We start from the raw sequence: 25,341 nt of genomic DNA, 5'->3' as shown, positions 1-25,341 counted from the left end.
GAGTTCCTTAACACTGCTTTATTTAATCAGCGTTACTTTAAAAACATTTTACCTTAAAAAGACTTTTCTCATCACTTTAACCATCAAATCTCGATGTTTAAGGATCAAGCGATTTTTTGGTAACCAAGCGCTCGAATGCAAAACAGTTTTCGCTTTAGAAAAAGTTAAGAAGCCTTCATGGCCATGATAGTGTCCCATCCCTGAATTTCCTACTCCACCAAATGGTGCATCGTCTGCTGCAACATGATAAATCGAGTCATTAATTGCCACTCCACCACTATGAGTATTTTCAACTAAATGTGAAATTAAAGCTCGATTTTTAGACATAATATATAAGGCTAATGGTCTTGGACGTGCATTAATATATTCCGTCACTTCTGCAATATTTCGGTAGGTCATGACGGGTAATAATGAACCAAAAATCTCTTGCTTCATCACTTCCATATCAGCGTTAACCTCTGTGATGACTTGAGGATAAATTCGTTGTTGATTAGCTTCAATTTCAGCAACTGAATGAATCGTTGCACCTTTTTCCTTTGCATCGTCTAAAAAGGAGATTAAACGCTGATACTGACGTTTATTGACAATATTGGTCTGATTATTATCACCATCACTCTTTAAATGATACTCGCGATAACGTTGGATAAAGATTTCAACAAACTCTTGCTGGCGATGTTGAGGGACAAAAATATAATCAGGCGCAACACAAATCTGGCCTGAATTTATCGATTTGCCAATAATAATTGCATCAATGGCAATCGACATCTTAATTTGATCATCAATGATCGTTGGAGACTTCCCACCGAGTTCTAAGGTGATTGGTGTTAAGTTCTCCGCCGCTGATTTTGCCACCCGCTTTCCAACCGATGAAGAACCAGTAAAAATAAGATGATCAAAAGGCAAGGATGAGAATGCGGCGCCAATATCAGCTTCACCCTCAATGACTTGAACATGGTCAGATAAACCAGATAATAACTGGCGAATTGCTCCATTAGCATTAGGTGTAAATTCACTCAGCTTTATCATCACTCGATTGCCAGCAGCTAGAGCTTGAATTGTTGGGCCTAAGGCTAAAAAAACCGGGAAGTTCCAAGGTGTAATAACACCAACAACGCCCAATGGTTGATAATGAACTTTAACCGATGATGGTGCTAATAATAGCCCTGCATGACGTTTTGATGGTTTCATCCATTTTTTTAGATTCTTAAGGGCATAATTAATGGCAGCAATACTCGGTAAAATATCAGCAATTAAGGTATCAAACTCGCTACGATAACCATAGTCTAGCTTCAGAGCCTGATAGATTTCTGATTCATTGGCTAATAATGCCGCTTTTAGCGTTTTAAGTATTTCAACACGTTGCTGATAGGTCGGTGCAGGAGCCTGATTATAGCTTTGCTTTAATTCGTTAAACTTTTGCTGTAGTTGTTCTGATGTTACTTCATTATTATCCATGATGTTCGCCTTTATCCCAATTAAATAAACACTTAAATCGTCGTACACGCTTAATTCTCAATACCATTTGATTAAACATATGATTTTATTTTTTATTCGCTAACGTCCTGATATCTAAACTTGTTAATCGCGTCACGCCATTCCTACCAGAAGGTTCTATTAATCGTAGAACGGCTTTAGTCATAGTGGTTGCCTTTATGGGCAAATAATTTCTCAATCGTCCAATCATTAACGGGGTAATCATTTTCATGATCCATTGTAAAAATTGTTCATCTTTGCGGGTGACTTCTCTAGATCCAACTAAAGGGCCTGGCTGCAAAAAAGTAACACGTTTAAAATTCAGACTTTCCACCTGCGTTTCCATCTCACCTTTGCATTTTAAGTAGTGAGAAAAACTATTTGCATTGGCACCTATACATGAAACCACAATCAAATGTTCTACACCGATTGTCTTCATCTGTTTTGCTGAGTTAACAACCAAATCCACGTCGATTTCTCTTAACTTAGCTTTACTGCCCGCTTGTTTTATTGTCGTTCCTAAACCAATAAAACCAATTGTAGCTTCAGCTATCGTATCAAGATGAGTTTCGAGGTAGCTTTCAAGATTGCTCTCAAAATTTGGCCATTTTGGAAAAACTAAATTAGGATCGATATAACTCTGTAACTTAGGATGTTCTATATTTAATCGACGGCGAGATAGCGTAGTCACTCGACTCACTTGGTGATGATTAAGTAATTGATTTAATGTTTCACTTCCCACTAAACCCGTCACTCCAGTCATTACAACAGATAATTTATTACTTAGCATTTTTCATTCTCCCCACAACCCGACTGCAACCATAACCTTATCATACAACCATACATACCGACCGGTCTAGTTTTTATTTATTATTTTAGACTGGACGGTCTGTTTTTCTCACTCTACAATAGCGTTGTGAATTGTTGGGTATGCTATCGATAGGTTTATAGACATTGAAAGACTTAAAACAGAAACTATTAAATGTTGGCTTTGATATTATCAGTGAACAAGGGTTTACTGGGGTCGGAATAATGAAAATTATCACCGCTGCGGGCGCAACAAAAGGATCTTTTTATCATCATTTTAAATCTAAAGAAGACTTTGGTGCACAGATGCTCCATAACTATTTTGAAGAGCATATTGCTGTCCTTAATGGATTTTTTGAAGATACAAATTACAGCTATCAGCACCGTTTAGAACGATACTTTGATCACTGGTGCCAAGTAAAATTAAGTAATGACTTTCAAATTAAATGCTTAGTAACTAAGCTGTCTGGTGAACTATCCAGCGCGTCAAATCTAATGAAAAAAGAGATGAATTTAGGCACAGAGAAATTCACTGAATCAATGAGCTGCTTATTACGAAACGGCACAGAAAACGGTGAATTTAATGTTGAAGATTATGATGAAACAGCAAGGGCCGTTTATTTTCTTTGGTTAGGCAGCACTCTATTTGCATCTTTAAATAGAGACAGGGGGATACTGGATCAAGTTATTACCCAAACCAACAAACTAATTCACTAACAGGTATACCCTTGTTACTTGAAGCTGCTAGGTTGTTGACTGCGTCCATTCGCCCCAATCATATAGAGCCTCTATATTCATGGGGTCTCATTCACTGTACAACTGATGATTATTTAGCATCTAACGTTAATACGGCCTTACGACCATCTGTATGTAAATCAACCCGATTATCTAATAGGAAGACTCGATTAGAGGCGAGTTTTTCTTGTTCAATCAGATAAACTTTTACTGCTGTCGCTCGCAGCTTAGCTAACTCAACTAATTCACTTTCTGCTATTAATTGTTCATTCCAGACAAGATTGTACATCGTCATCACTGCTCGCTCGGTTACTTGTTGTGGTGTTAAGACTTCATCTTGGTTTTCAGCAATCACTTGCTCTTTTAACAGGGCTAAATCCTGCCCATTTTCACGTTCATAGAGTCTTTCTAACGCATCAGTTAATTGACCGGTTGTTGGAAATTGACTCGCTGAAAGTGATTTAGGCAACTGACTAATCGTAATCTGGCTCTCTTTGGCTAATTTCGCTTTAAACTTATTATCTCTTAACGCTTCTCTGTCTTTATGTGGATCAATACTACCTTCAATATCAAGAATCAGCTTTGGGCGCTGTTCTAGGCCGATAGCTAACTTTTCTAAATTACGTTTAGCTTCAACCGACAACCGAGCACTCCCTGCATAAAAATCAACTTGATTTAACTCATCACTATCACTGTCGATTAATCCAGCTAACATCGAAAAGGGCGACGTAACCGCTTTAGTAATAATGTTACCCAATGCCTTGATAATAATGCCCCCCACGCTGAAACTAGGATCATCTATATCACCTGACACACCAACACCTAGATCGATAACACCATCACTATCTTGCAATAATGCGATAGCTAAACTGACAGGTAGGCTGGTTGCTAAATCACTGTTACTCGGTTTGCCTAACGTTAATTGATCAATTACAACATGATTACTGCCCACTAACTGGTTATTATCGAGTTGATAATTAAGGTCAATCGAAACTAACCCTTTATCAATGTAGTATCCAGCATAAGTGCCTGAGTAAGGGTTTATTGACGTTAACTCAACATCTTTAAAATTAAAATCAAGATCAATAAAAGGTTTTTCTAAAAATGGATTAATCTCACCATTTAAATTCACTGGCGCATAACGATCAATCTTCCCGGTCATATTAACCTTTGCAGGTTCCACCATTTGTGACGAAAATCCAGTTATATTCCCATTAATCAACTCAATACTTGCTCCAAAATTAGGCCTTAAAGAGTTGTCTGCAAAGAACGCTGACCCATCGATAAAATTTATTTCTTTAATCGAAACCAAAAGCGTTTGATTTTGAGAACTCTCGTTTGAGTGACGATGTAAATCTGACGTTGGATTCGCAACATCTTGCTTTTCACCCTCCGTTCCCTGGCGATGTTGATTAACGACTAGATCACCAATATTGGTACTTTGATCTTCAGCAATAATCATTCGCGCATAAGGTTTCATAATCTTTAATTGTTCAATATTAAGTTGATTATCAATTTGTGAAAATCTAATATTATTAATATTTAAGGTCTGCCATTTTAATAAATCTTTTTCATGGGCTTTATCGATAATATCTAAATCAGTCACCGATAGCGCACCATTAAACGTTAACTGTTTAGCATTAAAATCACTGTTTATATCACCTTGAAGATTGAACTCACCTTGCTTAACATCGATATTTACATAGTCCGATAAATAATTTTGCAAATCATTTAGAGCGAAATTTTTAATCGTTAACGCGGTATTTAATTGCTCTTCTGCAACATCAACCTTTCCCTTAGCTATTATCTTTCCTGTTTGGTTAATGCCAATCTTAAATTGATAATCTATTGGTTTAGTTAGAGCTGAATTAATCTCTCCCGTTGTTAAGGAGATATCATGTAATGACCAAAAATTGGTCTCTTTAAACAATTTTTCAGTCATGTTGAGTTGATAATCGCTTAAATCAATCCCACTTAAGGTGATATTCCAAGCTGTAGTTGGATCTAATTCTTCAGACGTTTCAGGGGAATCGTCGCCAGTATTTGATTGTTGATTGATCTCATTTTGTACCATTGAAATAGGTTGAAATGCTGTCGCAATATCGACACTTTTCTTATCGATGGTCGTGTTGACCACTAAGCCATAAGTATTCAATGAGTGTATTGAGACTTGTTGCTCATTTAAGTTAATTTCAATATCGTCTAATCCTGCATAACTTAAATTAACCAACGGTTTTTCTTGATAATTAAAGTTAATATTAGAAAGCGATACACTCCCCTTTTCAACGTTAAGATCGAGTTGATTATCAATTAAGGTAACCTGATAATTGGCTGACAGTCCTAATCGCCCAGAAATTAACTTCGCCTTAAATTGCGCTGAAATGAAATCCCAAAATTGCGGCAGCTGAATATTGCTCAAATTAACATCACCAATAATATTTAGTGGTGTTAACTGAATTTTACCAGAGGCTTGTATTTGACCACCTTGACGCCCAAGAATATTAATATCGTAATCATTACTGCGAGTTAAATGGGTAATTTCAGTCTCTACATCGATATTTTTAACTTTAGATTGCAAAGTATAGTGAGAGTCAAAATAAGGAATTTTTAGACCGAGTTTAGGATAATGAACATGGCTGTTAGTTAACTGATCGACAAAACTAATATTGGCATGATAAATAGAAAAATTGGAGATAATAAAATGAGGGATTTCATTTGATTTATTTTCAGGCTCCGTGACTGGCTGTCTTTTTTCTGTTGTTAATTTACTAATAATATCTGAAAAGTTAAATAACAAGCCTGAAGCATCATTTAATCTCTCAATATGGACAGATGGTGTAACTAGCTTAATATCCTTCACTGAAAACGCAAGATTATAAATAGAGTCCCAAAACTGATATTCGAACTGAAGAGCTTTAAGTCCTGCAAAAGGTTCTCCATCTTTTTCTGCGATAGAAAAGTTATTGATTGTCACTTCTAGGGTAAAAGGATTAATTTTAAAACTGTCTAATTCAACGTGGCGTCCTACAACCTTTGATAATTCCTGTGGCAAGTATTTTTCAACACTTTGTGGAATGACAATACCGAGGATAAAAACAAACAGCAGATAAACGAAGAGTAAAATAGCAAATATACGTTGATAAATAGCTAATTGTTTATACTTTGCTAGAAAACCTGTTGAAGCATTAGACGTTGAAGACATATCAATAATTCCATTTAATTTTAGCTCATCTAGTAGCTTATATACAGTTGATATTTGCTACTAAATCATAGATATAACTTCAGGTTAGCTCAAGTCTGTCTCTTTATCTTTCCTATTCGAGATTTTAATATTATTTCATTTACGCCAAAAATAATTGACGTTGCTAGTAGGCAGTAAACGAGTGAGTGAGCCCCACAAGTATAGATGTACTATATGATGAGGGTAGACGATCGGAGTCAACAACCTAACAACGTCAACGAATATAGGGGATGGCCTCCCACCTTAAACATCATAAAATAACATAAATAAAAAGAGCGACTCTATCAATGGCTGATAGGTCGCTCTTTTTAATCACTAATCTCTTTTAAAAAGAAAATTATTTATTTGTAGCCTTATTTATCCATCAATATTTTCATATCAACCAATAAATAGTAAAACAGCGCTAAATTGAACAATGAAGCCAATAATAACAGGAACCGATGTACGCTTGACGACTTCAAAAGTTGATAGCTTTGCTCTACCAGCAGAAACAATCACACATGCAGCCACAGGTGAAGCCGCTCGACCCATCGCACTGACTTGTTGTACAGGTAACATCATTGATAATGGGTTTGCGCCCATAGAATGAGCAATCGTAGGGATGACTTCAACAAACGCTAAGAATGCAGCATTGCCTGATCCCATCACAACCGAAGATGCACCAACTACCAAGCAAAAAAGTAGTGTTAATCCCATAAATGGCATTCCTGCACTCTTAGCACCGATAATCATATGCTCTATTGCACCGGTTGATTGAATACCATGCGCAAATACACCTGCGGCAACCAGCAAGAAAACAACCGTGGTAAAAGCATTTCCCATGCCTTTCATAAAGACACCAAAACCATCAAACAGGGATTTCAATGAACGAGTTCTGATGCCTTCACAAACCATAGAAATAAAGACAGCAATAAGAACAATCGTTGTGACATCTAGCTTCACGGTATCAATGACTAATTTACTAAAAATCACCGCAAAAATAATCGGTAAAAATGGTAAAATAAAATAAAGATTTGGCGCTGCAACGTGATCCTTATTTTCTTCATCTTCTAAAACTGAATTATCAACCGAAGCTCCTCCTTTATTATCAATATATGACTGCCAAAAGACATGAGCAACACCAATAGCAATAGTCGCAACAAAGGAAGTTGGAGCTTGATAATTAACTAAATAATCCATTAACTCCATATGTAGGGCTTCGCTTGCTCGGATTGCATCAACACCAATAGGAGTAAATGTTGTTGCAAGCGTAGAAGCAATAACTGCTGCTGCCGCACCTCTAGAAATACCTAACCCTGTCATGATTGGAAATAAAGTCACTGAAAGTAACACAGCTAGAGCCGTTGCACTTGGTATCGCCAGTTGTAATAACGCTCCCACCATATAGGCAAAAAATAATAATATATTCTTATTTTTTATCATGGATAGCGGCTTTATCGCTTGCTTTACAACGACTTTATCCGCCCCTATATGACTCATATACTCTGAGAAACCGACCAAAGCCATAATCATTAGACCAAGTGCACCAGCCCTATAACCCATTAAATACTGGATATATTTGAATGGATCAAAAGCTGCAATATTTGTTGCAGCTACTTTTGATGGTAAAACACTCCCCCAGCCAAAAATAGAGGCAGAAAACATTAAAATTAAACCAGCAGAGAGTAAAACAGGTTCGGTTTTATACCCTTTTAAAATTAATCTTGCCGCAAAAACAATAACTAAGATAACTAATAAAATTGAAAGCATCTTAATTATCCTTTTGCGCTATTTATAACAATGGTTTGAATAACGTCAGACGCTGCTTTAAGGCTTTTTAGCGGCAAGTATTCAAAAATAGAATGGAAGTTATGAGCCCCGGTAAAAATATTCGGACAAGGGATCCCATCTTCAGAAAGCACGGCTCCATCATAACCGCCACGCATCGGGATCACTTTAGGCTCGATATCATTCTCTTTATAAGCATTTAAAGCAAGATTAACCGGTGAATGTGCACTCTCATCAGTAGGTAAAAAGTTAGCCACATTCTGGTAACGATCCATCAGTGTTAATTGAATACAATTATCACCATAAAGCAGTTTAAATGAAGAGACTGCATCCCTAATAAATTGACAACGTTTTGCATACCCTGTTTGAGTAAAATCACGAATATCAATATTTAGCGTCGTCTTTGCACTATTTCCGTCAATCTTCTTCATCCAGTAGTAACCTTCTCGACCTTCTGTTACTTCTGGTGTTTCGGTTTCAGGAAAAACGCCCATAAACTTCTGAGCTAATAGCATCGAATTTTTTAAATTACCTTTGCTATTCATCGGGTGTGCTGATTGCCCAATAAACTCAACAACGGCATTGCCCGCGTTCCAATTCTCATGGACAAACTCACCAATACCACAACAATCTAATGTATAACCAAAATCTGCAAAATCAGGGGTTTTAAAGGCTTTTGCACCTAATAAGCCTTGTTCTTCATCGGGTAAAAAAGCCACTTTAATGGTCCCGTGGGCAACCGCTGGATTTTCATCAAAGTAATGCAGCATATCCATGATAGCAGCAATGGCCGCTTTATCATCAGCCCCAAGCAGGCTTTCACCATCAGTAACAAAAATTTGATCGCCTGTGTAACTTGTCAAATCAGGATTATCAGAAACGGTGAGAACCATCCCATTTTCAAGAGTAATATCACCACCAGTATATTCCACAAGAGAAGCATGGGTATCCGTTGTTCTTTCTGCACTTGTATCTAAATGAGCAAAGAAGGCGATAGTAGAAGACGTTTTATCCGTATTCGAAGGTAATTCAGCGGTAACAATTCCATTGTCACGATGTTCAATATTGTCGATAGAATTTAATAACTTTAATTCACTGACTAAAAGCTCCCCAAGCTTCCATTGACCTAAGCTGGATGGAGAGGTTTTACTCATTGGATTAGTCGTGGTATTAATTTTTGTATAGTTTAAAAAACGATCTGCTATATTCATTTATCTTTTCAGCATAGTGATTCATATTGAGAATCAAATGTACTACCCAAAAAGTATTACTTAGTTGATATAAGTCATTCTTATATGTAACAAATGAGTCATTGATCATATTAATGTGAGCCACCTAACACTTTACTTGGAGGTGCATCAACTCAATGTCTTATAAACTTTTGCAATTCACTATTTTTCTCAATCACTGCTTTCATTGCTTTATACCCTGCATCCATTGCCGCTTTACGCTCTTCATAACCACCAAACTCGGCTAACCCGGGATTAGATGGTGTTGGGACAACCAAAATATCGGCACTCTCAACTTCCTCTTTGGTGGATATGCAGCTCTGTAACCAGAAGGTATTGGATGAGACATCAAAGGCCGTATACTTTAATGGGGGTGGTTGACTACAAAAAACATCAACGCCAATAACAAAATCGGCGCCTAATTGTCTTGCCGCATACACAGGAACTAAAGAGAGTACACCGCCATCAACTAAAATATCTTCATTATGATAAACAGGCATAAAAATACCCGGTACGCTTGATGACGTTTGCACAGCTTGTCCGATGTTACCCGCTGTAAACATCACTGCCTTCTGTGTCGATAAATTGGTTGAGACAATAGCTGTTTTTATCGGCAACTGGCTAATATCTTGCTCACCTGTACTTTTATTGATCCATTTGGCTAATGCTTTCCCCTTAATTAAACCTTTAGTCGACAACCGAAAATCAGTTATTTCATGTTCAGAAAAACCAAACATGATTTTTTCTATTTCTGGGTAATCATGGGTTGCATAAAGTACCGCAGCAATAGAACCTACAGAGGTTCCAGTTACAATATCGGCTTTAATTCCCGCTTCATCAAGCGCTTTTATAACCCCTAAATGCATCATTCCTCTAGATGATCCACCACCAAATGCAATTGCTAATTGAGGTTTTTTATCATCCTTTAACTGTGGTTTCTGTTGCGGTTTTTTTTGTATTTGAATATTTTCAGCCGAAAGTTGATCGTATTTATTTATATTAGAGCAAGAGGCTAACCCCAAAACACCCATCGTAATTGCAAGTAATCGAAATCTAGCCATAATTTACCTTTTAATCTTATCCAAATGCTTTTGTTGTTCTACGATTTCTATTTTCTCTGTCTCAATCGCGACTTTTGCAAAGTTAAGGTGTGTCATTCTTGGGTTCCAAATAGAAGCAGGAACATGTGAAAACTTATCATAGTATTTTGGGTCAATTTCTAAAACGAGTAAACTGACCTGATCTAACTCTATTCCTTCGACATTTGAAGAAATAGAAAGCGTAACCGTCTTACTTTTAGCATAACTGAGTAATAATTGATTCTGTTTTATATCATGACTATCCTCGCCCTTAAAAGTTGCCAACTCTTCGGGGAGAATATAAGGGGTTTGATGATCACCAAAATTAAAATTTCGTTTTAACAACATATATTTATGCGGTATAGGCTCAGACGAATTCCACCAATGCGTATCTAACGCTGCGAGTACCGCTTGACTTTGCACTTTATCTACGGCGCCTAACTCTTTCAGGGTTGCATTGATCAACAAGGTTAAGTTTCTATCATATTCTGTCGTACTTAAGGCTTTTCTCTGCATAATTAGATGAAGTGAAAGCTTTGCCCCTAGCATATTTGAATAAAGGTCTTCGATAGAATAAGCGGAAACCCCTTCAGACCATCCTTTAAAGCTTTCATACCCACTCCATTGTGAGATCTCATGAGACTCTGCTTTAAAGTAAGCAAGACGAGCAGCAAGATGCGCCGCAATCGTCCACTTTTGTTCGTCAGTTAAAGCGTGAGCCTCAAAAAGCTTCATTTCAACATAACGAACACCAATCTCATTGGGTAGTTCTATTCGATGTTCTTGACCTAAGTTTTTTAGAATTTCAAAAAAGAGCCCAATCGTATCATCGGCAGTATCCCTAACATGGGCCATATCAATAAATCCACCATGGCGAGTATACAATATACCGTTGTTTTCACTCCCCCCACTCCTGTCGGTGAAAGTGATTTAGAGGTACTAGAGTAGACTCCACTGGCAAACTTATGAGGTCCTATTTCATCGATTTCAATGACATTATGAAGATGGAAAAATGGAACAGGAATCGGGCCAAAATTGACTTTTTGCAGGTCGCCAAATGCACAGCAAGGACGGACATTTTGAGGCACGATCAAATCAGGGTAATCAAGCGTATTCAATGTTGATGCTTGTTGATCATTATTATTATCGACCAAAATAGCTCTCACTTCATTCGATGTTGGCACCGTCGTTGTTTGCCAGTCATCCGAAGAGCAGGCCACTATAGAACTAAGAGACAATCCGATAAGAGAGAGTTTAAAAACTGATTTTGACGCCATATAAAATAGAAATCCTAATTTACAAACTGAAACTAGAAGAGTAGTTCAGAACTAGGGATTTTATTGACTTTATTATTGTCGAGTATCCAGTGGTAAACTAATTTAAAATCAATAAATTTCTTTTTCAACCACACCAATCACATAGATAAATTATGTGATTGGGTGGTTATGTAATGCCAACGAATAAAAGTATTCACTCAGTTATATAGCTAAAATAATTAGATTTGTTAGTAGAAGAGCGAGTGCAGCCAACAACCTAACGACGACAAGTGTAAAGGATATATATCACTCTAATGAAATATAACGACTGCCTTCGTAAACATATGGCTTCTGAGTTAAATTGGGGCTCATCACACTCTTACTCTCATCAATTTGATCAGCTTTTATCCTTGTCCAATCAAAGAAACTATCAACAAAGTCTCGCATATAATAGGTCTTATTCACTAATTGACCTGTGTGTTTACTTTCAGAATCAATAAAGATTAATGGGATATGAATGGCATCTAAAGAAAATAAACGTCCTACCCCATGCACTTTATAAGGAGAATAATTCACATCTGTTAACCCATGGTCTGAGAAATAAACAATCTTATAAGGCTTATTACTCTTCTTCATGATGGTATTAACTTCTGCAATATAAAGTTCAGTGTTGTAAATTGCATCTTTAAAACAAGAGCGCTCATCTTTTGAATTAAAATCTTGAATGTGAGTCTTGTAAAATTTGGTTCTTTTACAGAATGAAGGGTGTGATCCCATAGTATGTAAAAAAACCAAATGCCCTGTCTTACCATCAGTCAGGGTATTTTTAAGATCAACTAATAACTTATCGTCACTTCCTGCGGTAAGAAAACTGCCTTTGTTATGAAAGACGACTTGGTTTGCTCGTTTAGCTAAGACACTGATTGGAGTGTCATATTTACCAATAAACCCTTGATTTGAGAACCAAGCTGTCTTTAATCCAGCTTGGTTGGCCAAATCAATAAGATTTAGATTAGTATTAATATTATCTCGATGATTAACACTTAGAATACGTGGGATAGATTCTCTGGTATTCGTTGCAGGAGAAATAGCATCAGAGATAAACTGCCACCCTTTATAAGACGATAAATCTGCACCTTGATAATAGCTAAAAGACTTTCTTGGTGCTGACTCTCCCACTATCACAACATAGTTGTAATTTAATGTTGTCTTATCTGCTTTAACATTTGTCCATTCAGAATGAATCGGTTGATTCTCTTCTTTCTTTAATTGGTAAACTTCAAATGAACGATAAAATAGTTCAAAGTCATTGACCTTTCTTGCTAAGAGTTTGGCTTGATTTAAGATATCTTGGGTTTGAATACCCGTTCGTTGATGAATTTGAATCAGTCGTTCTGCTCTATGAGTAAGATCTGGAATATATAAAACCAATAAGGTTATCAATAAAATTTTATTACTCTTATTATCTATATTTATATTTCTAGTTGAATTAAGAATATAAAAATAAGGAATAAATAGAAACAATAGATAAGGGGTATTTAAATCCTTTATATATTCAGAGGCTTCAGTCGGTGTAGTATCAATAATTGAAGCTAAAATACTTAAATCAAAACTACCAAAGGTAATACAGATATAACTGGTAGACAGCCACAGAATAGTTAATAGAATAACGGTTAATAAGTGGAGTCTTTTTTAAGTTAATAAGTAATAACAAGGTAATAGTAGTGGCTATGCCACTATATAAAACGGTATCTAAGAGAGCTGGTAATAATTGACTCTCTTTATAACTGATTCGATACCAATACGGAGCTAAATTAATTAAGAATAAAGTCAAGAAATAAAGCGATAATCTTAATTTGTTATTATTCATGATCTTCACATTAAAAAATTGCGTAATAGAGAGAAACCAACCAAACACCAATGGCAATGATTGTTGCAATTAATACAGCAAAAGAGCCTAAATCTTTAGCAAAGCCGGTCATTTCATTAAACTCGGTTGAGATACGATCTAATGTTGTTTCAATCGCCGTATTCAATGTTTCAACTAATAAAACGAATAACACACTAAAAATCAAAACCAAATAATGCCATACATTCTGAGCGATAAAAGCGGCAACTGGAAGGGAGATGATAAATGCAATCATCTCTTCTCTCATGGCTGCTTCGTGTTTAAACGCGTGCTTCACCCCATTGAGAGAATTATTAAAAGCAGAGATCCAACGCTTTATTCCTTTAGCGGCTGGCTTATTTTGTGACTGTTGAAACATTTGTAGACCAATAGAGATAGAGAGTAAGCTGAGTATAAATTGAAACGTCAAAAATACCAAAAAATTCTCATCTCAATCAGCTTATACCCAAAGTAATTGGCGTTGCTAGTAGGCGGCAAACGAGTGCAGCCAACAACCTAGCGACGTCAAGTAAGAAAGGTATACTTATTTGACCACATCATGAACAGAAGTAGTAAAATTAAGCTAATATATTTGTCACTTCTTTAATAATCGCAAAAGAAGTCACACTAATATTGGTATCATCATCTTGACTTGATCCCATCGCGATTCCTTCTGGATAAAATACCATCTCTGATTGACGTGATGTTTTCCCTGATAAATGGATTTCGACACAATCTGTCATATCAACAATTTGAGCTATATTGTTAACGGTTACCCCCGCGCCTGGCATAATAGATATTCGGCTATCAGCTTGAGTAATTAACTGCTTTAATCGCTTAATACCTAACTCTGCCGTAGGTGCTTGACCTGACGTTAATATGCGATCACAGCCAAGTTTAATTATCTGCTCAAGCGCTACCTCTGCATCAGCACAATAATCAAAAGCCCGATGAAATGTCACCGATTTACCGTGTTTTTGGGCTAAATAAACAAGCTGTTCGATGAGTGCTAAATCGATATCACCATTAGCTTTCAATGCACCAATAACAATACCATCCACTCCCATTGCTAGAATCATTTCGGCTTCATCAATGAGCATTTTAGATTCAGCTTCACTGAAAAGAAAATCTCCAGCACGAGGACGGATCATAGCAAATATTGGAGTGTTACTTTTTTCAACCGCATATTTGATTAAACCCACCGAAGGTGTCAATCCGCCCACGCTTAATGCACTACATAACTCAATACGATCGGCACCTGCAACAATGGCTGTCTCTAATGACTCAATATTATCGACGCAAACTTCCACAGTCATTTTTTTCATTACTTTACCTCTTAATCTAAATCATCAATTCCGTATCGATATACATTTGCCATTTCGAAAATTAAAAAAACGCCTCCTGATTTTACTCGTTAGAAGTAAAAATAAGAGGCGCTCTAATTAATCACTTGGAAATGGCTCTGTTAGTGATAACGATGATTAATTAAATGCTCTTGCTAATGTAGCAAGACCTGAATATTGATAGCTTTGTTCACTGTTTGAAATGAATGCTGATTCACCCGGCTTTAACGTCAAATTCTTATCTTTTGTTGATACAGTAACTTCACCATCAATACAGAATAGGATCTCTGCACCACGGACAAACTGTTGCTGTTGTTCACTCTTAGCTTTTAATATATCAAAACCAAAATCATCGACAGGGATTGGATAGCTTTGCTTACCGGCCTTATTGACAGGTAACATTTTAATTTCATTAGGCTGAATTGGCTGATAAATAATATTATCAATTAATTCAGGAACATCGATATACTTTGGTGTTAAACCTGCACGTAATACATTGTCTGAACTTGCCATAATCTCAAGGCCAGTACCTTGTACATATGCGTGTGGTGTTTCAGCAAATAAGAACATTGCTTCACCTGGTGCTAGCTCAATGGTATTAAGCATCAACGGTGCAAATAGACCAATATCGCCATCGTAATGAGCTTTAAATTCTTGGCTGTATTGCAGCGCTTCACGAGCCATCGCTGTTTTTGCAGAAACTGAATAACGAGCCGCCAACTGAGTCAATGCATTCTGTTTCCTTTCACCCTCTAGTGTCATGATCGCACTAAAAAAGGCTTGTAAACCGTCACTATTTGGTGATTGCTTCAGCGCGTCTAATTCATGTTTAAGTTCGGTAACATTAACCTCATTAAAAAGCGCAATAATGTCGTTGATTGGTCGAAAACCGTTCATTGCTTTATAGAAAGTTAATGCGTAAACCAGCTCTGGTTTATGGTTTGGATCTTTATAGTTACGATTTGAAGCATTAAGGGCAATCCCTTGTTGATTCTCTCGAGCAAAACCCATTTCTGACTTCTGCTTATTTGGGTGAACTTGAATCGACAATGGCGTATGAGCGGCAAGTACTTTAAATAGGTAAGGAAGTTCACCAAAACGCTCTGTTGTATAGTCGCCTAATATTGTGTTTTTATCTTGTTCTATGATGTCAGACAGTAACTCACCTGTTTCTGCATTTTTTGAACAACCACCTGGGTGTGCTCCCATCCAAATTTCAGCTTGCGGTAGATTATCAGAATTTTCAATACCAAAAAGTTCATTTATCGAAGTTGTACTTCCCCAAGCGTAATTTTGGATAATATTATCAAGTTTAAAAAATGCCATGCTCGTCTCTTAGTGATTGTTTAAATTCTATTTGTTACTTCATATTAGCTATTATATTGCTAGCTGGGCTATTTTCCAATCATTGATTATTAATAGAATGCTATACCTAAAATAATTGGAGTTGCTAGTAAGCGGCAAACGAGTGTAGCCAACAACCTAGCGACTTTAGGTATTATGGGTATAAAAGCATCAGACTTACCGATAAAAAAGCCTCCCTAAAATTTAGAGAGGCAACTTACGTCGATAATTATATTTAAGCTTCAAATGTCACTTTAAAGCTTTTCGCCATACATGGTGCTAATGAAGCAAAACTTTTCGATTTTTTCAGCACATTGAATTATTGACAGAAATGAGCAAGAATTGGTGCCTATACCTCCAGAAGAGGAAATGGCTAGAAGATGACAAGTATATGAGACCCCATAAGTATCGAGGTACGGTATGATTGGGGCGAATGAACTAAGTCTACACCCTTCTTACGTCAAAGAATCTGTATTATTTTACCAGATGTTTATTTCTATAAAATCCGTAACTTATCATTCCGATTAAGGCGAAGATAGAACCACCAATTGCACCACTGATTCCATTATTTAATCCATTAATAAAAGTATCAACTGGGAATTGAATATTTGAATATAAAAACAGCCTGAATAAAGCAAATGATAAAGCGGCGGTTAATAAACTAAAGCCAACAACATTTATCGCGGCTAAATACTTATTTTGATTATACTGTTTTCGTAATTTGAGTTCATTAGTCAAAACGCCAATTAAAACGCCCATAAAACAACTAATGGTCAAGCTCATTCCATTATTTAAATAGTTCATCTGAATATCATCAGGAAATGGAAGTATTTTGTAGTTCAAAATAAAACTAACGATAAATGAAGGTATTGCGCCTGGTAATGTAATCTTCAAGGTTTCTTTAAAAGTCATAAATAAACTTCCTTACAGTAATGAGAATGATTTGATGTAAGGAAGTATATTTTTCAATCAAAAAATATACCAGAATTTAATATTAAACTCTGAGTTTCATAAATGGGATGTTTAAATATCTCCGAATAACTTCAAAATTTATCTGCATTATTTGGCTATCAACTTACTTTCAGTGATGGTTCGACCGTCTGGAAGCTTAGTTAATGATTGAAGATCTTGCCCTGTTGGTGCTTGTGAAACTCTTAAACCAAAGACTTCAATGGCCGAAAAAGCATGATCAAATATTTCTGACTGTATATCTTCATATTCAGTCCAGACCGTTGTTGTCGTAAAACAATAAACTTGCATAGAAATGCCATTAAAAGTTGAGTCCAATTGACGAACCATCAAAGTCAGATCTTTTCGTATTTTCGGATGATGTAAAAGATAGCTTTTTAAATAAGCACGAAAACAACCTAAGTTAGTCAATTTATTATCAATGGGTGATTTAGTTTTTTCGATTTCGGTTCGAACAGCACTGTCATTAACCATAGTCTTTAATATAGAATCTAAAGTATCTTGTTCAATAAAGTTAACCGAGCTAGGATCAATTAAAATGCTCCGCATAATTCTTCTAGCACCCGAATCGGTCATCCCTTTCCAATTCTTAAACGAATCAGAAATTAACGCATTAGTCGGTACCATCGTCACCGTATTATCAAAGTTTTGTATTTTCACTGTCGTCAATGTGATATCGATAACATTCCCATTCGCATTGTATTTTGGCATTTCTAGCCAATCGCCAATACTTACCATTCGATTTGCAGATAATTGTATTCCGGCTAACAACCCTACAATTGGTCCTTGAAATATCAACATAAACAAGGCTGTCATTGCACCTAAACCACTTATTAAAATAACGGGTGATTTATTAAGAAGTATTGAGATCACTAAAATCGTGGCAATAAGGAAAATAACTATCTTTAAACTTTGAGCAATTCCTCGAACTGGAATATCATGGCTAACTTGCTTCTTATATGAAACAAAAACAACGGCATTTATCATCGAATAAATAGATAAGACAGTGAAAAATATCGTTGCAACCACAATTACCATCGATATTGTCTTTTTAATTGCAATATCATCAGGTAACCACAGATGAATAAAAATCAACAGAAATAAAAACTGAATAGTAAACGAAACATTTCTAAATGACTTTTGCAAAAATAAGGCTTTTCTCCACCCAACTTTGTCACCATCATTCGACTTTTTCCAATACTTATAGATTAAACTAAATACAAGATGAACAGTAAATGAACAGATAAGAATTAAAGCAATAGAGCCATAAATTGAAAGCTCAGTATCTGAAAAATGATTAACCTTTTGAACCCATTGCTTAAACTCTTCTAACATCCTAACTTTGCCTCATCTATACCTTAAATAATTGGAGTTTCTAGTTGACTTGAAATGAGAAATAGCCAACCTTGATCGCCCCTCAATTAAGAAAAAATCTCTTCTTAATCATAAGAAAGTATAGTGAATAATAGCAAATTTGTTTGTTTCTTCATGAAGTAAACAATATATTATCAGAATATTTATACCTAAAATAATTGTAGTTGCTCGTAGCCGAACGAACGCAGTCAACAACCAAGCAACTTCAACTGTTCAAATTATAATATCACCTTGCCCCACGAAAATTAACAATACACTAGATGAAAAGATCAGGTTTATCTGTAATTACCGTATCTACGTTCCATTGTTCTAACTCATTAAGTTTATTAATGTCATTTAATGTCCAAACCTGTAATTGATAATCACTTTCTTTTATATCCAAAGCTATATCACTACTTACATTTAGGTAGTTAATGTTAATGCTAAATAAGTTTAAATTATTAATATTATTCTTGATCTTTTGAGTCCAAGTTTCGGTTATGTAACCTAACTTGATATTAGGATTCTTGTTTTGGCATAAATTTAAAATCTCGTATGAAAAACTAGAAATTAAAACATTTTCCTCATTAAAATCAGTATCTTTAATAACATCAAACAACCTATCAACTAATAATGGCGTATTCTCTGTAATATATGATTTATTCTCAATATTTACTTTTAAACCAAGTTTATTACATAAAACCAATACTTCTTCTAATGTCGGAATTTGTTCTTTTTCATAATCATCAGAGAACCAGAGCCCAGCATCAAGTTTCTTTATCTCATTCAAAGTTAAGGAAAAAACTTCCCCACAGCCATTAGTGCAACGATCGACTGTTTTATCATGAAAGACAATCGGGACGGCATCTTTAGTTAATTGAATATCAAACTCAACCCCATCCGCACCTAATTCAGCCGCTTTCTTTATACTGCTTAACGTGTTTTCTGGTGCATAGCCTGATGCTCCGCGGTGTGCTGTAACCTTCATTTCTCTATAAACCTTAATTTTATTTGTTGTCATCACAGATATTTGTTTCAGTTAAGTGACCAGCATCTCAATTTCATATTGGGTACAAGCCAACGTTGAATCAAAATGGTAATGTAAGAACTCATTTTAAGTGTGTCAATAAAAATAAACACCAAGGATCTCATTAATGAAAAAATTAATTGGTACAGTTTTAGCTGCAAGCCTAGTATTAGCAGGTTGTGGTGAAAAAAACAAAGAAGAAACTGCACAAGAAATTAAACCAATTGATGTTAACTTAAGCCTAGTATTTACTCCTAACGAGCTACTTACTAAAGAGTTAATTAAAGTCACCGATAATATTCGTCAGCGTACTGATGACGCAGTGAATATTAAAGTTTTCGCAGGTGGTCAATTACCTGTTTATAAAGATAATGTTGAACAAGTTGTTAATGGTGCCAACTGGATTGCCGTTGAAGACTTTACTCAACTAGGCGATTACGTGCCAGATTTTGCTGCACTTGCAGGCCCAATGTTATACCGTTCATACGATGAATATTTATCAATGATGCAGTCAGATCTAGTTAAAGATCTGGAAGCTCAAGCGGAAGAAAAAGGCATTAAAGTCTTAAACGCCGATTATATGTTTGGTTATCGTAATATGATCACCAATAAAGAGATCCACACACCTGCAGATCTTGATGGTATGCGTATCCGTGTTCCTGGCAGCCAAATGTTTATTAAAACCCTATCAGCTATGGGCGCGTCACCCGCTTCACTTCCTTTCCCTGAAACCTATTCTGGCGTTCAGCAAGGGGTTGTGGATGGCTTAGAAGGTTCAATTCTGACTATGTATTCAACTAAGATTTATGAAGTAGCGAAAAATATGTCGCTAACTAAGCATTTCTTAGGCTCTGTTGGTATCTATATCTCCCCAACATTATGGGATAAATTCTCACCTGAACAGCAAACAATCATCAATGAAGAGTTTGCTAAAGGTGCTATCTCTAACACAAATAATCTAGTGAAGTTAGATGCTGAATACACGACGAAGCTAGAAGAGTTAGGTGTTACTTTCAACGAAGTTGATGCACCTGCATTTGAAAAACTCACTGCTGATGTTTATTCACAGTTCCCAACTTGGTCACCAAATATCCGTAGCCAAATTGAAGCTGAACTAGAACAAATAAGAGCAAGCAAAGCACAATAGATCATTAATCTATTTAATTTAAGATGGCTCTAGTTAATGATTAGAGCCATCTTTATTTTTTGTACTAAGTTAATTGGAATTACTATGTTTTTTATTAGAAATATAGAGGAAATATTAGCATCAATCGCCATTATGGTGACCATCATTGTTGTTATTGCTAATGTTATTTTACGTTACGGCTTTGGCTTTGTTGTTCCTTGGAGTGAAGAACTGTCTGTTGTCTGTTTTATCTGGTCTGTCTATTTAGGCATTAGTTCCGCCTATAAGCATAAGCTTCATATGGGTGTCGATGTCATTTTGACTATGCTTCCTGAAAAAGCAAAAGCACCATTTCAGTTATTAATTCACACATTTCTACTAATTATCAATGGCATAATGTGTTACTTAAGCTATGACTACACCATGCTTTCGAATAAGTTAACACCTGTTATGGGGATGTCATACTTCACTATTAATGGTGTTTTATTTATAAGCTTCCTACTAATGGCGCTACATACCGTTAAATTCATCAGAAATGATGTCAACATTTTATTAAAAAAACCTAGCGTTAATGAAGGGTAATTGGTGAGTATGATGGACAGTTACATTCCTATTTTTATTTTATTTGCACTATTTTTATTAAACGTACCGATTGCATTTTCTTTAATCTCATCGGCGATGTTTTATTTCTTATTTTTGAATGATTCAATTCCGGTCACACTTGTGATGCAGAAATTCATTTCATCTACCTCATCATTTCCACTATTAGCCATTCCATTTTTTGTTATGGTTGGATCGGTGATGAATTATTCAGGCATCAGTAAGAACCTACTGGCTTTTGCCGACTCTCTCATCGGTCATAAAATAGGTGGCTTGGCTCACGTCAACGTGGCTTTAAGTACTTTAATGGGGGGGTATCAGGTTCTGCCAATGCGGATGCTGCAATGCAATCTAAAATACTGGCACCTGAAATGACTAAACGGGGCTATGGCTTGCCATTCACTGCAGCAATTACCGCAGCCTCATCAAGCATTAGCCCGGTTATTCCACCTGGTATCAACTTAATTATTTATGCATTATTAGCGAATGTTTCCGTGCATCAGATGTTTTTAGCTGGTTATGTGCCTGCTTTCATGATGGCCATCTCTTTAATGATTACCATCGCGATTATCGCTAGAAAAAGGAATTATAAGCCATCACGAGAAAAAGCAGCCTCATTAGGTGAACGAAGCCAAGCATTTTTAAAAGCAGTGCCTGCTCTATTCATTCCTTTTGGTATTATTTTAGGGATGCGTTTCGGTCTATTTACCCCGACTGAAGCAGGGGCAATTGCTGTTTTACTTTGTACTATAATTGGATTATTTATTTATAAAGAACTAAAAATCAAAGATTTTGCTGCCATCTTGAGAGAAACCGTACAAGGTACAAGTACCGTGATGTTCATCATTATTGGGGCAATGGTCTTTGGTTATTACATGACGTTAGAGCAAATTCCACAGACTATTGCGGCTCTACTTATCGACCTAACGGATAACAAGATTCTGCTATTGATGCTGATCAATTTATTGTTACTTGTCGTGGGTATGTTCATTGAAGGTGGAGCGGCGATGATTATCCTGACACCGGTTCTTCTACCTGCAGTTTTAAACCTTGGAGTTAATCCAGTTCATTTCGGTATTATTGTGATTGTCAATATTATGATTGGTGGTGTAACACCGCCATTTGGTTCAATGATGTTTACCGTTTGCTCTATTCTGAAAGTAAAAATGGTTGATTTTGTTCGTGAAGTCCTACCCTTCTTATTTGCTTTATTATTAGTTCTTGCTCTACTCACTTACTCAGAAAAGTTAGTGATGTTTTTACCAAATTTACTTTAGGCTTAACTCATGACAAATATTACATTTAAAGAAGCCAATCGAACATTAACGTCAGATTGGCAATCAGTAAAATGGGTACTCACAGATGTTGATGATACATTAACTTGGGAAGGACACTTACCACCAGATACATTAATTGCCTTAGATCAACTACAAAAAGCAGGTATTAAGGTCGTCGCCGTAACGGGTGCCTGTGCAGGCTGGTGTGATCATATTGCTCAACTCTGGCCAGTGGATGCTGTCCTTGGTGAAAATGGGGCATTCAAAATGGAAAAAGAAGGGGGTTTTCTCACCTTAAAGCCCCATAGCGATGGTGAGACAATGGCAAATAATCAAGCTAAATTGAAACAGCAAGTGCTTGATATTTTATCTGATTATCCAGAATTAAATCTCACGCTAGATCAATCTTATCGTCTTTGTGAAGTTGCCATTGATATCGGTCAAAATCGCCCGAGAGTTGATGAGAATATTATCAATGAAATCCTAACAAAAGTTCACGCATTAGGTGCTTATGCAACCGCAAGTTCAATCCATATTAATTGCTGGTATGGCGAACACTCAAAGAAAATTGCATCATTGGCTTACCTAGAAAATAATGGTTTAACCGGCCAAACTGTATTTGAACAGAGTTGTTATATTGGTGATTCTATGAATGATCAAAATATGTTCGAAATCTTACCTAAATCGGTCGGGGTTGCGAATATAGAGAAGTATTGGCAGCAACTGGCATTTAGACCCTCGATTGTGATGGGTAAGCCAGGCGGCTATGGCTTTGCTGAATTCGCTGATAAGTTATTGGCATTACAAAGTGATAAATAAATAATTAACTAAAAAAGTATTAGCCAATAAGTTATTTAAGCGCTTAAAGTCTTATTTCTACTTTAAAACACTAAACTTATTGGCTTTTTTCTATCCGATTAAAACAATTACTGATGATTTTTCATATATTCATCGAGTAATGTTGGGTAAGGGTCGAAATAGCAAAGTGCCTCCCCAGTGTCTAAATCATAGAAAGGGGTTAACTTATCTTTCAATGCTTCATCTTTATTTTGCTGTTCATTTTCTAATTGAATATCCCGTTTCATAATACCTCCTGATTTCTGTACTCATATTAAATATAGATTTAACTTCATTATATTGCTCACTTTTACAACAAAAACATCTGGTAACGAGATAAATTGTTGTATAGATTATCAATAACAACTTTTAAAGTAAGAGTGAAAAATGAAGAGATCGATATTAATAACCGGATGCAGTAGTGGTATTGGGAAGTATTGTGCCGAACAACTTCATCAAGCAGGTTATCTCGTGATCGCTAGCTGTCGACGGATTGAAGATGTCAATGTATTAAAGAAAGCAGGATTAAATGCAGTTCAACTTGATTTGGCTGATTCAAAATCCATTCATTCTGGATTACAACAAGCCCTCGATATAACGGGTGGAACAATAGACATCTTGTTTAATAATGCAGCTTATGGACAAGGTGGTGCATTAGAAGACCTCCCAACAGCAGCATTAAGAGAACAGTTTGAAACAAACCTCTTTGGTTGGCATGATCTAACTCAAGCAGTTATCCAAGTTATGTTAAAACAAGGACATGGAAAAATCATTCAAAATAGTTCCGTTCTTGGCTTAGTGGCTATGCGCTACCGAGGTGCTTATAATGCCAGTAAATTTGCGTTAGAAGGCTATACCGATACTTTGCGCTTAGAGTTAATGGGTACCAATATTACCGTTTCTTTAATTGAACCTGGCCCTATTGTTAGTCAATTTAGAGCCAACTCTTTAAAAATGGTTGAAAAATATATCGATGTTGCGAGTTCCCGTCATCATGAAAACTATCAACAGATGTTATCTCGTTTAGGTAAAGCGGAAAGCACAAATAAATTCACGCTAGGGCCTGAAGCTGTATTAGCACCGCTACAAAAAATACTAACCAGTAAGAAACCTAAGAGTCGTTATTATGTCACTCAGCCTACTTATATTTTTGGTTTTTTACGTCGCATATTACCAACAAAATGGTTAGATAAGATGTTGATTAAGGGGTGATATTCGTTCTGAGAGCGGTGATGAATACTTTATCTGCTCTCTACTTTCACTCTCAAAAAACGTTTAATACAAAATAATCTCACCCAAAACACCACTCAACTGAGCCCTTACTTTTAATTCATCCTGAGATAGAAATTTAGGATTATGTTGTGGCACTTTGGTGAGATTAGATTCACGTTGTTGTGGTGATTCACCTAACTGATTAAAAATATCCGCAAGAAGATTCATCGAGTGTGACATTAATTGCTCACTTTCTATCTCGGTTAAAATTGCTTGGTTTTTCAAACCAAGAGCGGTAAGGATATCGTTAAAATGCATCGAATAACCAGAGCCTGCCACATCAAAAGTTACCAATTCTGTCCTATTTATCATACGATCGAAATACCAGAGATAAGGTGGATGCTTTAACGTTCCTAATCCGATGGCAATAACTTGATGATCATAATGTAACTCTAACCTTCGATCCCAAGTATCTCCAGCTTTTCCTGCTTCAATAAGTAAATCACAACATTGTTCATTAAAAGTTAACTTACCAGAGACATAAATGTGTGTTTCAGCCCCTATTGTTCTTATTAATCTTTTATCATTTAAAGCTTCAGTCACGACATTGGTTAAAGAGAGATCCGCAGACAATAACCCAGACTTTTGTAAATAACGCACTAATCCTGCTACCGCATGAATCCCCATATCAAAGCCAAACCCTGCACCACCACTCTTCTCTACATCTAACAATTGACGGCGATTCAAGCGTTCAATTCGAGCATCATAAGAAAAGTCA

22 protein-coding genes and 1 pseudogene are annotated in these 25,341 nt (G+C 36.2%); 6 read left to right on the top strand and 17 right to left on the bottom strand.

Going from position 1 to position 25,341, the window contains the following annotated elements; translation table 11 throughout:
• Positions 1 to 48: 48 nt before the first annotated feature.
• The gene (locus tag L0B53_RS12725) at positions 49 to 1,455 is read right to left on the bottom strand and encodes a coniferyl aldehyde dehydrogenase (protein ID WP_235059984.1); all 1,407 of its coding nucleotides are present in this window, start codon (positions 1,453 to 1,455) and stop codon (positions 49 to 51) included.
• Between the two features lie 85 nt (positions 1,456 to 1,540).
• Positions 1,541 to 2,263 (bottom strand): nucleoside-diphosphate sugar epimerase, encoded by a 723-nt coding sequence (locus tag L0B53_RS12720; RefSeq protein WP_235059983.1) that lies wholly within the window; start codon positions 2,261 to 2,263, stop codon positions 1,541 to 1,543.
• A 164-nt stretch (positions 2,264 to 2,427) separates the two neighbouring features.
• On the opposite strand from L0B53_RS12720, the gene L0B53_RS12715 reads away from it, so the two are divergent.
• Entirely contained in the window at positions 2,428 to 2,997 is a 570-nt protein-coding gene (locus tag L0B53_RS12715) for a TetR/AcrR family transcriptional regulator (RefSeq protein ID WP_235059982.1), read from the top strand.
• Between the two features lie 109 nt (positions 2,998 to 3,106).
• On the opposite strand, the gene L0B53_RS12710 is transcribed toward L0B53_RS12715, so the two are convergent.
• From L0B53_RS12710 to L0B53_RS12655, 13 genes are all read right to left on the bottom strand, one after another.
• Positions 3,107 to 6,217, bottom strand: a complete 3,111-nt coding sequence (locus tag L0B53_RS12710; RefSeq protein ID WP_235059981.1) for a DUF748 domain-containing protein — start codon at positions 6,215 to 6,217, stop codon at positions 3,107 to 3,109.
• A 417-nt stretch (positions 6,218 to 6,634) separates the two neighbouring features.
• Positions 6,635 to 8,005 carry a C4-dicarboxylate transporter DcuC gene (gene dcuC, locus L0B53_RS12705; protein WP_235059980.1) on the bottom strand — a complete coding sequence of 457 codons (1,371 nt, stop codon included), beginning with the start codon at positions 8,003 to 8,005 and terminating at the stop codon, positions 6,635 to 6,637.
• A 5-nt stretch (positions 8,006 to 8,010) separates the two neighbouring features.
• Positions 8,011 to 9,234: a peptidase T gene (gene pepT, locus L0B53_RS12700; protein WP_235059979.1), complete on the bottom strand. Its 1,224-nt coding sequence runs from the start codon at positions 9,232 to 9,234 to the stop codon at positions 8,011 to 8,013.
• Positions 9,235 to 9,386: 152 nt separating this feature from the next.
• Complete coding sequence (locus L0B53_RS12695; protein ID WP_235059978.1) at positions 9,387 to 10,313, bottom strand: patatin-like phospholipase family protein; 927 nt, start codon at positions 10,311 to 10,313, stop codon at positions 9,387 to 9,389.
• Between the two features lie 3 nt (positions 10,314 to 10,316).
• Positions 10,317 to 11,186: a DUF4056 domain-containing protein gene (locus L0B53_RS12690; protein ID WP_260115549.1), complete on the bottom strand. Its 870-nt coding sequence runs from the start codon at positions 11,184 to 11,186 to the stop codon at positions 10,317 to 10,319.
• Positions 11,129 to 11,608: a DUF4056 domain-containing protein gene (locus L0B53_RS19410; protein ID WP_260115548.1), complete on the bottom strand. Its 480-nt coding sequence runs from the start codon at positions 11,606 to 11,608 to the stop codon at positions 11,129 to 11,131. Before L0B53_RS19410 ends, L0B53_RS12690 begins: the two co-directional genes overlap by 58 nt.
• A 285-nt stretch (positions 11,609 to 11,893) precedes the next feature.
• Complete coding sequence (locus L0B53_RS12685) at positions 11,894 to 13,018, bottom strand: phosphoethanolamine transferase (RefSeq protein ID WP_235059977.1); 1,125 nt, start codon at positions 13,016 to 13,018, stop codon at positions 11,894 to 11,896.
• Positions 13,019 to 13,467: 449 nt separating this feature from the next.
• Positions 13,468 to 13,854, bottom strand: coding sequence for a diacylglycerol kinase (locus tag L0B53_RS12680; protein WP_235059976.1), 387 nt, complete (start codon positions 13,852 to 13,854; stop codon positions 13,468 to 13,470).
• Between the two features lie 199 nt (positions 13,855 to 14,053).
• On the bottom strand, positions 14,054 to 14,800 hold the full coding sequence (locus tag L0B53_RS12675) for a copper homeostasis protein CutC (RefSeq protein WP_235059975.1): 747 nt from the start codon (positions 14,798 to 14,800) through the stop codon (positions 14,054 to 14,056).
• A 156-nt stretch (positions 14,801 to 14,956) separates the two neighbouring features.
• Complete coding sequence (manA, locus tag L0B53_RS12670) at positions 14,957 to 16,144, bottom strand: mannose-6-phosphate isomerase, class I (RefSeq protein ID WP_235059974.1); 1,188 nt, start codon at positions 16,142 to 16,144, stop codon at positions 14,957 to 14,959.
• Between the two features lie 492 nt (positions 16,145 to 16,636).
• A complete protein-coding gene (locus L0B53_RS12665) occupies positions 16,637 to 17,074 on the bottom strand; it encodes a hypothetical protein (protein WP_235059973.1) in 438 nt (145 codons plus the stop codon).
• A gap of 147 nt (positions 17,075 to 17,221) precedes the next feature.
• Complete coding sequence (locus L0B53_RS12660; protein WP_235059972.1) at positions 17,222 to 18,466, bottom strand: mechanosensitive ion channel family protein; 1,245 nt, start codon at positions 18,464 to 18,466, stop codon at positions 17,222 to 17,224.
• A 295-nt stretch (positions 18,467 to 18,761) separates the two neighbouring features.
• Positions 18,762 to 19,472, bottom strand: a complete 711-nt coding sequence (locus L0B53_RS12655; RefSeq protein ID WP_235059971.1) for a glycerophosphodiester phosphodiesterase family protein — start codon at positions 19,470 to 19,472, stop codon at positions 18,762 to 18,764.
• Positions 19,473 to 19,638: 166 nt separating this feature from the next.
• Between L0B53_RS12655 and L0B53_RS12650 the strand changes: the two genes are divergently transcribed.
• The 4 genes and pseudogenes from L0B53_RS12650 (at position 19,639) to L0B53_RS12635 (ending at position 23,333) form a co-directional block, all read left to right on the top strand.
• Complete coding sequence (locus tag L0B53_RS12650; RefSeq protein WP_235059970.1) at positions 19,639 to 20,658, top strand: C4-dicarboxylate TRAP transporter substrate-binding protein; 1,020 nt, start codon at positions 19,639 to 19,641, stop codon at positions 20,656 to 20,658.
• An 84-nt stretch (positions 20,659 to 20,742) separates the two neighbouring features.
• The gene (locus L0B53_RS12645) at positions 20,743 to 21,219 is read left to right on the top strand and encodes a TRAP transporter small permease (protein WP_235059969.1); all 477 of its coding nucleotides are present in this window, start codon (positions 20,743 to 20,745) and stop codon (positions 21,217 to 21,219) included.
• 12 nt (positions 21,220 to 21,231) lie between these two features.
• Positions 21,232 to 22,514 (top strand): annotated as a pseudogene (locus tag L0B53_RS12640) (TRAP transporter large permease).
• Between the two features lie 9 nt (positions 22,515 to 22,523).
• On the top strand, positions 22,524 to 23,333 hold the full coding sequence (locus L0B53_RS12635; protein WP_235059968.1) for an HAD-IIB family hydrolase: 810 nt from the start codon (positions 22,524 to 22,526) through the stop codon (positions 23,331 to 23,333).
• A gap of 107 nt (positions 23,334 to 23,440) precedes the next feature.
• On the opposite strand, the gene L0B53_RS12630 is transcribed toward L0B53_RS12635, so the two are convergent.
• On the bottom strand, positions 23,441 to 23,599 hold the full coding sequence (locus L0B53_RS12630) for a hypothetical protein (RefSeq protein WP_235059967.1): 159 nt from the start codon (positions 23,597 to 23,599) through the stop codon (positions 23,441 to 23,443).
• Between the two features lie 139 nt (positions 23,600 to 23,738).
• On the opposite strand from L0B53_RS12630, the gene L0B53_RS12625 reads away from it, so the two are divergent.
• The gene (locus L0B53_RS12625) at positions 23,739 to 24,563 is read left to right on the top strand and encodes an SDR family oxidoreductase (protein WP_235059966.1); all 825 of its coding nucleotides are present in this window, start codon (positions 23,739 to 23,741) and stop codon (positions 24,561 to 24,563) included.
• A gap of 63 nt (positions 24,564 to 24,626) precedes the next feature.
• Here the strand turns inward: L0B53_RS12625 and L0B53_RS12620 are convergent, their stop codons facing one another.
• Positions 24,627 to 25,310, bottom strand: coding sequence for a hypothetical protein (locus L0B53_RS12620; RefSeq protein WP_235059965.1), 684 nt, complete (start codon positions 25,308 to 25,310; stop codon positions 24,627 to 24,629).
• Positions 25,311 to 25,341: the final 31 nt, after the last annotated feature.

Source organism: Vibrio sp. SS-MA-C1-2 (genome assembly GCF_021513135.1).
In the GTDB taxonomy this organism is placed as follows: Bacteria; Pseudomonadota; Gammaproteobacteria; order Enterobacterales; family Vibrionaceae.
This window is presented reverse-complemented; position numbering and strand designations above follow the sequence as displayed.